Origin of the sequence: Flavihumibacter sp. CACIAM 22H1, from assembly GCF_001601815.1 — a bacterium.
Classification (GTDB): Bacteria; Bacteroidota; Bacteroidia; order Chitinophagales; family Chitinophagaceae; genus Flavihumibacter.
The window spans coordinates 21,336-32,191 of the sequence record NZ_LUKG01000006.1; the positions used below are offsets into that span (position 1 = coordinate 21,336).

Below are 10,856 nucleotides of genomic sequence, written 5' to 3' on the forward strand. Positions count from 1 at the left end.
CAACAATCTGAAACTCTGCGTTTTACAACCCGTTGTTCCGAATTGGGATTGCAAAGATAATGGGAAAACTATTTTCAAAACAAACTTTTCCAAAAAAAATTTCAACCCTTAATTTTACACCACAACTGATAGTATGCCAGAGAACAAAAACAGACAGTTCCTTGATTTTGAAAAACCAATCAAAGACCTGTTCGACGATATAGAGAAGACCAGGCAAATGGCCGAAAAAAACAGCAAAGTGGATGTTTCCGGCTTAATCGCAGACCTCGAAAAACAGGTAATCGATAAACGCCGGGAAATAACTGAAAACCTCACCAGCTGGCAGAAAGTTCAGCTTAGCCGTCACCCAGACCGTCCCTATACCCTGAAATACATTGAAAAAATGACCACCAATTTTGTTGAATTGCACGGTGATCGCAATGTTCGGGACGATAAAGCCATGGTCGGTGGATTTGCACAATTGGAAGGAGAAACGGTTATGTTTATTGGTCAGCAAAAAGGGATCAATACCAAAATGCGGCAGCTTCGCAATTTCGGAATGGCCAACCCGGAAGGTTATCGCAAAGCCCTTCGCCTCATGCGACTGGCAGAAAAATTTAATAAACCCATTGTAACCTTAATTGATACCCCTGGCGCTTACCCCGGACTGGAAGCAGAAGAACGCGGACAGGGAGAAGCCATTGCACGGAATATTTATGAAATGATGCGGCTCAAAGTGCCGGTTATTTGCGTGGTAATTGGAGAAGGCGCCTCAGGTGGAGCACTCGGCATTGGTGTAGGCGATCGTGTTTTTATGCTGCAGAACTCCTGGTATACCGTTATATCGCCGGAAAACTGTTCCTCCATTCTTTGGCGCTCCTGGGCCCAAAAAGAAAAAGCAGCCGAAGAACTTAAACTTACCCCAGACCATATGCATCGCTTCGGACTGGTAGACCGCATTGTACCCGAACCGGAAGGTGGGGCGCATTGGGATTATGACCAATCTGCCGCTAACCTCAAAGAAGTATTGATTGAAACACTGAAAGAGCTGAAACAGGTGCCCGCAGAAGAGCGGGTGCGTTTGCGCATCGAGAAGTTCAATAAAATGGGCTTCTGGGATGAATTACCAGTTTAAATCATACTTTAACAACCAATCTTATATTTTTTCCAAATGGATCTCAGACATTCTCTTCGTGGTACCGGTGTAGCTATTGTAACCCCTTTTACAGCTTCCGGTGAGGTAGACTATACAGCCCTCGAAAACCTGATTAACTTTCAATTGAACAATGGCGTCAACTATATAGTAACTCTTGGAACAACCGGCGAAACGCCAACCCTTTCAAAAGAAGAAAAAAAAGACATCATCCTGTTTACCTATGAAAAAGTAGGTAATCGTGCCCCCGTAGTAGTGGGGGTGGGGGGCAATAATACCTACGAACTGGTAAAGGACCTGGCCGGTTTGCCGCTCGACAAAGCTGCGGCCGTTCTCAGCGCCTGCCCTTATTATAATAAGCCAACCCAGGAAGGAATTTTCCAGCATTATAAAGTATTGGCCGGCGCATCGCCCAAGCCCATTATTCTTTACAATGTTCCTGGTAGAACAGGAAGAAATATGGAAGCTTCTACCACCCTGCGCCTGGCACATGAAGTGCCCAACATTGCAGGCATTAAAGAAGCTGCTAATAATCTGGTACAGTGTATGCAGATGCTCAAAGGCCGCCCCGATCATTTCCTGATAGTAAGTGGGGATGATGACCTGGTATTACCCCAACTTGCCTGCGGCATGGACGGTGTTATCAGCGTAGCCGCTAACTGCCTGCCTAAACTTTTTACACAAATGGTGAATGCAGGGCTGGCATTCGATTTCGCCAAAGCAAAAGCACTCAATGATCAGTTGCTGGAAGCCTATAGCCTGCTTTTTGCAGAGAATAATCCTGCCGGAGTAAAAGGATTTTTGGCTGAATTGGGGCTTATCCAAAATACACTTCGTTTGCCAATGGTGCCGCTTACCCATGAATCTCAACAAAAAGTAGCGGCATACCTCAAACAGCTTTCCTGATGCGATCTCTTCTCCTCGGAGCTATTGGCCTGGTAAGCAGCATTCAAACAAATGCCCAATTTTCAACAGCCAGCTCCCAGGTTCAGATAATTGATACCGCTTTCCCGATCAAATCACTTGGTCGGGAAAGACGTATCTGGATTTACCTGCCTGCCGACTACACCAGCAGCCGGCAACGCTACCCGGTACTCTATATGCAGGACGGACAAAACCTTTTTGACGCAGTAACTTCTTTTGCAGGAGAATGGGGCGTGGACGAGGAACTAGACCGAAGCCGCCTCCCGTTAATTGTAGTAGGCATTGATAATGGTGGTGTACATCGCATGAATGAGTACAATCCCATGGACCACGAGCGGTTCGGTAAAGGAGAGGGCAGGGCCTACCTGGAATTTCTGGTGAAGGAACTAAAACCCTATATCGACCAGCATTACCGCACAAAAAAACAGGCAAAGTATACTGGAATTGCAGGCGCTTCCATGGGCGGACTTATTGCCTATTATGCCGGCCTCTGGTATCCCCAGGAGTTTGGAAAAATAGGGGTATTCTCGCCATCTTTCTGGATTTCACCAGGGCTCGAACAGTTGAGCGTCGCCACCCTTCGTAAACGCCGGCATGCCAGGCAGCAATACTATTTCTATGCCGGCAAAAAAGAATCACCCGGAATGGTGAGTGATATGGAAAAAATTATGGCTACCCTGGAGCCGATTCTTCCGCCATCTTCCCTCGTGAAGCGGATTTCGCCTGTTGGAGAGCACACCGAAGCCGCCTGGCGATCCGAACTTCCCCGCTATTTAAGCTGGAACCTGGAAAAAAAGAAATAGCCCGGCACAGACTTAAATGCGATAAGTGGTGCCTTCAATGGCCAGTTGGGTATTTTCAAATATTTCTTTGGCTTCTTCTTCGAATTGGTGCAGCTTTTCGTATTTGGAGCTAAAATGCCCGATCAATAATCGGCCTACACCGGCTTTTTGAGCAATAGTAGCTGCCTCGTGGGTGGTGCAGTGAAAACGCTTGGCAGCCCGGTCTGCCAGATCTTTCAGGTAGGTGGTTTCATGATAGAGCAGGTCTACTCCTTTCACCATTTCCACCAGGTTTTCATTGTAACAGGTATCTGCAGAATATGCATAGGAATGTGGCGCCGGGGCAGCATCGGTTACCCACTCATTGGCAATCAGTTGCCCGGTTTTTGTTTCATAATCTTCGCCCCATTTAAGCCGATCGTAAAACGCCGCAGGTACGCCCTGCTGAATCGCTTTCTCCGGATTTATTTTGCGGGGTGCTTTAACCTGATCAAACCGAAATCCCCAACAGGGAATCCGGTGGCTGGTGGCAAAAGCCGTAACCCTGAACTTATCGTTTTCTACCAACTTACCACTAGCGAGTGGGTGGAAATGAAGCGTATATGGTAAGGTTGTATCCGCCACTTTTAGTTGCAGTTCTATAATGGTTAAAAGATCTGCCGGTGCATAAAGGTGCAGGTCCTGCTCTCTTCCCAGCAATCCCATACTGGTTAGCAAACCGATCAACCCGAAATAATGATCGCCGTGCAGGTGAGAAATGAAAATGTGCTGGATCTTAGCTCTTCTTATCTTGTATTTGGCCATTTGCATTTGGGTGCCTTCCCCGCAATCAACCAGGAACAGTTGTTCATCCAGGGTCACTATCTGTGCCGTGGGATGCCGGTCAAATGCAGGAAGGGCGGAGTTATTGCCCAATATGGTAACAGCCATCATAGCTTAATCGTTGTTGAATAGAGGTTCATCGTCGTCGAGCAATTCCCGCTCAATTTCTTCCATTTGTACAATATCCCAGGCTTCCGATTCGGTAGGGGTAGCACTTAGTATTTCGAGTAATTGCTGTTCATCCAGGTACTGTTCCACCGCTGGTTGTATTTCACAAACTACAAAGGAAGCGTTGTTTTCATAATAAGACTGCTGCACTTTAATAAGGGTCTCCATGGCCGGCATTTCTACTGCTTCTACCTGGTTGAGGTTCAAAACCACGTTTTTAACGTCATTTTGCAGGTAGTTTGATAAACCGGAATGGATTTCTGCTGTCATATTAGCAGTCAATTTAGGTTCAAGGATCGTAATGACATGAAATTTCTCCTTGGTATCAATTTTGACCTGCATAAAGTTTAAAATTTAGCGTGGATTTTAACGTTATTAGGGTAGCGGTGAAGCAAACCTAAACTCAAAAATATTCGTTATTATTGTATAACACACAACTACTTATAAAATGGACAACAATTTTTCAGCCCAGGTTAAGGAGATTATCTCGTTCAGCAGGGAGGAGGCGTTGAGGTTGGGTAATGATTTTATCGGTACGGAGCACCTGTTGCTTGGGCTGATAAGAGAAGGTGACAACACCGCTGTCCGTATACTCAAGAGTTTCAATGTGGACCTGTATGAATTGCGCAAAGAAGTGGAATTGGCAGTAAAGGATAAAACCGGAAAAAATATTGCCAATATCAACAGTTTGCCATTAACCAAACAAGCAGAGAAGGTGATCAGGGTAACAGTTCTGGAAGCGAAGGCACTTAAAAGTCCGACGGTTGAAACAGAACACCTGATGTTATCGATTCTGAAGAACAAAGAAAATATTGCTACACAAATCTTAAATCAGTTTGACGTGGACTACGATTTATTCCGAAATGAACTGGGAGTAGTGAAAAGCAATGATGTGCGTAGTGAATATCCCGACGAAAACGACGACGATTTTGATGAAGAAAAAAAATACAGTCAGCAGAAAGCCAAACAAGCTGGCACTACTAAAAGCAAAACACCCGTATTGGATAATTTCGGCAGGGATATAACCCGGCTGGCAGAATCCGGTTCGCTCGATCCGATTGTGGGTCGGGAAGAAGAAATTGAACGTGTTTCGCAGATTCTTAGTCGCCGTAAAAAGAACAATCCCATCCTCATAGGAGAGCCGGGCGTTGGTAAAACAGCCATCGTGGAAGGCCTTGCCCTTCGTATTGTTCAGCGCAAAGTATCCAGGGTACTTTTTGATAAGCGGGTTATCTCGCTCGATCTTGCAGCGCTGGTAGCCGGTACCAAATACCGTGGACAATTCGAAGAGCGCATGAAAGCCATTATGAATGAACTGGAGAAAAACAGGGATGTTATTCTCTTCATTGATGAAATTCACACTATAGTGGGTGCAGGTGGAGCCAGCGGTTCACTGGACGCCTCCAATATTTTTAAACCCGCTTTAGCCAGAGGTGAATTGCAATGTATCGGCGCTTCCACTTTGGACGAATACCGTATGTACATTGAGAAAGACGGCGCATTGGATCGGCGGTTCCAAAAAGTAATGGTAGATCCGCCAAGTGTGGAAGAAACCGTTATGATACTCAATAATATTAAATCGAAATACGAAGAATACCACAACGTTAATTATTCAGCGGATGCGATTGATGCCTGTGTTAAGCTGAGCGACCGGTATATGACCGATCGGCTGCTTCCCGACAAAGCTATTGATGTATTAGATGAAGTTGGCGCGCGGGTACATCTGAAAAATATTAACGTGCCGGATGAAATCCTTGACCTGGAAAAAAAGATCGAGGATGTGAAGAATGAAAAAAACCGGGTCGTTAAAAGCCAGAAATTTGAAGAAGCAGCTTCTCTGCGCGATACTGAAAAACGGCTACAGGAAGACCTGGAAAAAGCGAAAGCGCAGTGGGAAGAAGAAAGCAAACACAAGCGCTACCCCATAGAAGAAGAGGATATTGCAGAAGTGGTAAGTATGATGACGGGGATCCCGGTTAAACGCATGGTGCAGGCAGAAAGTGAGAAGCTGAAAAAAATGGGCGAGGACATGCGTGGTATGGTAATTGGCCAGGAAGAAGCAATTTCTAAAGTGGTTAAAGCCATACAACGGAACCGGGTTGGATTGAAGGATCCTAAAAAACCTGTTGGTACCTTTATTTTCCTTGGCCCTACCGGCGTGGGTAAAACAGAGTTAGCCCGTTCACTGGCCCGTTACATGTTCGATAGTGAAGACGCATTGATCCGGATTGATATGAGTGAATACATGGAAAAATTTACCATCAGCCGGTTGATCGGGGCTCCTCCGGGTTATGTGGGCTACGAAGAAGGTGGTCAGTTGACAGAGAAAGTGCGTCGCAAACCCTACAGCGTTATTCTGTTGGATGAAATTGAAAAAGCACACCCCGATATCTACAACATTTTGTTGCAGGTATTGGATGATGGTCAGTTGACAGACGGACTGGGTCGTAAAGTTGACTTTAAGAACAGTATGATCATTATGACCTCCAATATTGGAGTGCGCCAGTTGAAAGACTTTGGAGATGGCGTAGGTTTTGCCACCGCCGCAAGATCCGCCAGCTCTGATGAAAACAACAAAGCCGTAATTGAGAAAGCGCTGAAACGGACCTTTTCTCCGGAATTCCTGAACAGGATTGATGATGTGATCATTTTCAATTCACTTGAAAAATCACATATCTTCCAGATAATTGATATTCTTTTGAAAGGTGTATTAAAACGCCTGAACAGTCTTGGTTTTACGCTGGAACTAACAGAAGAAGCGAAAAACTTCATAGCTGAAAAAGGATACGATTCACAGTTTGGCGCAAGACCCCTGCACCGGGCACTCCAGAAATACCTGGAAGATCCGCTGGCAGAAGAAATCCTGAATATGACAATTAAACAGGGCGATATTCTGATTGCAGACCTGGATAAGGAAAACAATAAAATCGTGTTTACTATCCGCGAGTCTTCACCCAAAAAGGAAAAATCAGCGACCTGAAAAATTCTAAGTAAATTCTAATAAAAAGGCTACCTGAACGGTGGCCTTTTTTTGTAAATTGTCGGTTATGTGTGCAGCTAAACTAAATCCTGAAAAGCCCGTTTATTTTACCATTCTGACAGCAGCTTCCATCATCCTGCTGCTGACCAACTGGATACTGGCGCTGATTGAATACCCGCAATTACCGGATACAATTCCTTCTCATTTTAATGCAAAAGGAGTAGTGGACGGTTATAGTAATAAAGCCACTGTTTTTTTACTGCCAGCAGTGGCAAGTTTTACACTGGCAATTTTATTGATGACGGGTCCGCTGAATACCCGGTTCAGGTCGGTTTCCTTCTCCAGATCGGTTCAATTGAGCCCGCTTACTGAAGCAAGGATAGTAAAAGTGATTTCGGTTTTATGTGCCCTTTTATTCCTGGTGATAGAAGTATTTATGATTTATTCGGCTAAAAATGGATCGTCGCCTGCTGAGTTTTACCTGGTGTTTATTTTAACGGGTATTATAGTTGTTTATCCTTTTGTTGAGATGGTATTGGACAAAAGAAAGCGATAAAATAGCAGTTTCCCATTCCCTATCTTTGCCCTATGTCTGGCAGAAAAAAAATCATCATCACCATCGACGGCTGGAGCAGTTGTGGTAAAAGTACCGTTGCAAAACAGTTGGCGAAGGAATTGAACTATGTATATATTGACAGTGGTGCTATGTACCGTGCCATTACGCTTTATTTTTTGAGAAATCATATTGACTGGACCGCTACCGAGGAGGTTAACGAAGCGTTGTCCAATATTCAACTCGACTTTCGGTTTAATGAACATAGCCAGCAAACGGAAATGTACCTGAACGATGAAAATGTGGAATACGTGATCCGTGATTTGGTGGTAGCTGAAAAGGTAAGCGAAATTGCAGCTATCCGAGAAGTGCGGAACTTTGCCGTGGCTCAGCAACAGGCAATGGGAAAGAAAAAAGGAATAGTAATGGATGGGCGCGATATTGGGACCGTTGTTTTTCCCCAGGCGGAACTCAAGATATTTATGACAGCCGACAATACGGTTCGGGTAGAAAGAAGATTCCGGGAGCTCTATGAAAAGAATCCTAATGTTACAATAGAAGAAGTCAAAAATAACCTCGAAATGCGGGATTATATTGACAGCAACCGGGAAGTAAGCCCGCTGCGCCAGGCTTCGGATGCCCTTGTTTTGGATAACTCCAAACTTACCATGGAGCAGCAATTAGAGATTGCCTTATCCTGGGTAAAGGAAAGACTACTGGCCTAAAATCCATTTTTGCTGTTTTTCCCGATCTCGTAAATGCTTTTCCTCATCGCGTAAATGAAAATTTTTACCGCCTTCTAACTTCGCGCCTTATAAAAACATAAGAACGAAGATGAGACATATAGTGCTGGTATTTTTGTTGATAGTCAATTTTTTAGGAGTATTTGCGCAAACCGGTAGTGGCATCATAAAAGGAAAAATCACTACCTCAGACAAAAAAGCGGCAGAAGGCGTTACCGTAGTGCTGGAACCGGTTCATCAAACCGTAACTGCCGATAATAGCGGTAATTTCATATTCACCAATCTTCCTGAAGGAAACTATACCATCCTGGTAAGCCTGGTTAGTTACCAGGATCTTTCCCGCAGCATTCAATTGGAAGCCGGAAAAACAAGTACGGTAGATTTTGAATTGACCCTGTCTGATCGGGAACTCAGCGAGGTAGTTGTAATCGGTAATAAAAACAGTTTTAAAACCAACCGGGTATCAAACTCGCTTCGCCTGGGCAGCAGCCTGCTGGAAACACCCCAGAATATTCAGGTTGTTACTTCCAAACTAATTAATGATCAGCAGATTTTCGATATGCTGGAAGGTGTTACCCGCAACGTGAGCGGCGCTTCGAGAGTGGAACACTGGGATAACTATGCGCGTATAACAATGCGCGGTAGTAATGTGGGGGCATTCAGAAACGGAATGAATGTTTCCACCACCTGGGGACCGCTGACGGAAGATATCAGCATGGTGGAACGGATTGAATTTGTTAAAGGTCCGGCTGGCTTTATGTTATCCAATGGCGACCCTGCCGGCTTTTACAATGTCGTTACCAAAAAACCCAGTGGTCGTAATAAAGGCGAAGTAAGCATGAGCCTGGGAAGTTTTGACCTCTACCGCGCTACCGCCGATCTGGATGGCAAACTGACCGAAAATGGAAAACTGTTGTACCGCATCAATGTAATGGGACAGATGAAAGGATCGCATCGGCAGTTTGATTTCAATAACCGGTATTCTATTGTACCGGTACTCAAATACCTGATAGACGACCGCACCTCAGTAACACTGGAATATACACACCAGTTTTCTGAAGTAAACCTGATTGGCTCCAACTACCTGTTTTCCAAAAGAGGCTACGCTGATCAGCCCCGAAACATGACCCTGGCAGAAGCCAGGATGCCGGCTACCAAAATGCTCGACCGGAGCCTGCTGGCTATCTTTGACCACAAATTGAACGATAACTGGAAACTGACCGCACAGGCAGCATATTTCAACTACAACCAGGAAGGCGCCTCTTTGTGGGCCGCAGGGTTCGATCCCAATAATGACAGTTTACTGCAGCGTTCTATGAGCAGCTGGGATGTATTGGGTACCAGCAAAATGGGACAGTTATTCATAAACGGGCAGGAACAACCGGATCTGTCAGCCATAAATTTCTGGCTGGTCTGGATATGAGCAACAAAGAATATTTTCACGACTGGAACCAATATGCTATGCTGGGGCTGCCTACGTTTAATGTATACAAACCCGTTTACGGACAAGGCACTATACTGGAAGTAGACCGTAGTAAAAATATTCGTGAAAGAGGGGTGCGTTATTACAATGGTTATACCGGTTATTACCTGCAGGATGAAATCGGTTTCTGGGAAGATAAACTACGTTTAACCCTGGCCGGTAGAATAACCCAGCTAAAAACGGGCGATGTGTATTCGGGTGATTTTAAGCGCAGCAAATTTACACCGCGGGTGGGTCTTAGTTATTCCATTGATGCCAATACCGCTGTCTATGCTTTGCTAGACCAGTCATTTATGGAAAACTATGGCGTAGATGAGGCTGGAAGGGTATTTGATCCTGTAACCGGCACCAATATGGAAGTTGGTATTAAGAGAGATTGGTTGAATGGAAAATGGAACTCAGCGGTAACTGTTTATCAGATTAACAGAGATAATGTATTAGCTGCTGATCCGAATAAGCCCAACCCGGCAGGTGGGTTTTTCAACACGGAAACGAAACAGGAAACCAAAGGAGTGGAAGTGGATATCAAAGGACAGTTGGTGAAAGGACTGGATGTAATTATCAATTATGCATTTACGGAAGCAAAAGTAACTGATCACCCGGAGAAAGCAGCAATTGGTACACAGGTTGCAGGATCCAGCCGTCATATCCAGAACTCCTGGTTGAATTACCGCCTCGACCGTGGTAAATTGGCCGGTTTCGGAATTTCCCTCGGCTACCAATACCAGGCCAAGCGGTCGCCCTGGTTTGTTTTTGATGGTACAGAAAACAGTTTGCCAGATTATTTCCGCCTGGATGGAAGTATTTCGTATCAGCGAAAGAATATTGGCTTGAACCTGGTCGTAAATAATATTTTGAACAAGTATTTATATTCAGGAGCGCCTTACGCCAATTATTTTTACTGGCAGGCAGAACCAGGAACCAATGTACGGTTCACCGTTGGATATAAATTTTAATTCTTTGTTGTTATATGGGCAATACCGTAGTAAAAAAATGGATTGGGAAACTACATCTTTGGCTAGGCCTGACGTCGGGTATACTGGTTGTTTTCCTGGGCATAACCGGATGTATACTGGCATTTGAAAAAGAGATCAGAAACCTGACTGAACCGTACCAGTTTGTTGAAAAACAGGATAAGCCTTATTTGCCGCCATCGCAGTTAAAAGCGATTGCGGCAAAATATTTAAATGGCAAACCGGTGGTAGGTTTAGAATATGCCGGTCCGGATAAAGCGGCATTTGCTGCTTATTATGATACGGTGGCCTATAG

The 10,856-nt window shown here is 44.8% G+C and carries 11 protein-coding genes; 9 read left to right on the plus strand and 2 right to left on the minus strand.

What is annotated here, in order from left to right:
• Positions 1–133: 133 nt before the first annotated feature.
• Genes A1D16_RS03040 through A1D16_RS03050 form a run of 3 tightly spaced genes read left to right on the plus strand, consistent with a single transcriptional unit; the run spans position 134 to position 2,859 of the window.
• A complete protein-coding gene (locus tag A1D16_RS03040; protein WP_290707692.1) occupies positions 134–1,114 on the plus strand; it encodes an acetyl-CoA carboxylase carboxyltransferase subunit alpha in 981 nt (326 codons plus the stop codon).
• 36 nt (positions 1,115–1,150) lie between these two features.
• Entirely contained in the window at positions 1,151–2,038 is an 888-nt protein-coding gene (gene dapA / locus A1D16_RS03045) for a 4-hydroxy-tetrahydrodipicolinate synthase (RefSeq protein ID WP_290707694.1), read from the plus strand.
• Positions 2,038–2,859, plus strand: a complete 822-nt coding sequence (locus tag A1D16_RS03050; RefSeq protein ID WP_290707696.1) for an alpha/beta hydrolase-fold protein — start codon at positions 2,038–2,040, stop codon at positions 2,857–2,859. The genes dapA and A1D16_RS03050 overlap by 1 nt, the downstream gene beginning before the upstream one ends.
• A 12-nt stretch (positions 2,860–2,871) precedes the next feature.
• On the opposite strand, the gene A1D16_RS03055 is transcribed toward A1D16_RS03050, so the two are convergent.
• Together A1D16_RS03055 and A1D16_RS03060 are read right to left on the minus strand one after the other, a co-directional pair.
• On the minus strand, positions 2,872–3,771 hold the full coding sequence (locus tag A1D16_RS03055; protein ID WP_290707698.1) for a ribonuclease Z: 900 nt from the start codon (positions 3,769–3,771) through the stop codon (positions 2,872–2,874).
• 3 nt (positions 3,772–3,774) lie between these two features.
• Complete coding sequence (locus A1D16_RS03060) at positions 3,775–4,170, minus strand: STAS domain-containing protein (RefSeq protein WP_290707700.1); 396 nt, start codon at positions 4,168–4,170, stop codon at positions 3,775–3,777.
• Positions 4,171–4,276: 106 nt separating this feature from the next.
• Between A1D16_RS03060 and A1D16_RS03065 the strand changes: the two genes are divergently transcribed.
• From A1D16_RS03065 to A1D16_RS03090, 6 genes are all read left to right on the plus strand, one after another.
• A complete protein-coding gene (locus tag A1D16_RS03065; protein WP_290707702.1) occupies positions 4,277–6,808 on the plus strand; it encodes an ATP-dependent Clp protease ATP-binding subunit in 2,532 nt (843 codons plus the stop codon).
• 67 nt (positions 6,809–6,875) lie between these two features.
• Positions 6,876–7,364 carry a DUF1648 domain-containing protein gene (locus A1D16_RS03070; RefSeq protein WP_290707704.1) on the plus strand — a complete coding sequence of 163 codons (489 nt, stop codon included), beginning with the start codon at positions 6,876–6,878 and terminating at the stop codon, positions 7,362–7,364.
• Between the two features lie 32 nt (positions 7,365–7,396).
• Complete coding sequence (gene cmk / locus A1D16_RS03075; RefSeq protein ID WP_290707707.1) at positions 7,397–8,086, plus strand: (d)CMP kinase; 690 nt, start codon at positions 7,397–7,399, stop codon at positions 8,084–8,086.
• Positions 8,087–8,195: 109 nt separating this feature from the next.
• The gene (locus A1D16_RS03080) at positions 8,196–9,527 is read left to right on the plus strand and encodes a carboxypeptidase-like regulatory domain-containing protein (RefSeq protein ID WP_290707709.1); all 1,332 of its coding nucleotides are present in this window, start codon (positions 8,196–8,198) and stop codon (positions 9,525–9,527) included.
• Positions 9,524–10,543: a TonB-dependent receptor gene (locus A1D16_RS03085; protein ID WP_290707712.1), complete on the plus strand. Its 1,020-nt coding sequence runs from the start codon at positions 9,524–9,526 to the stop codon at positions 10,541–10,543. Before A1D16_RS03080 ends, A1D16_RS03085 begins: the two co-directional genes overlap by 4 nt.
• A 14-nt stretch (positions 10,544–10,557) precedes the next feature.
• A partial coding sequence (locus tag A1D16_RS03090; RefSeq protein WP_290707714.1) for a PepSY-associated TM helix domain-containing protein occupies positions 10,558–10,856 on the plus strand: 299 nt, incomplete at its 3' end.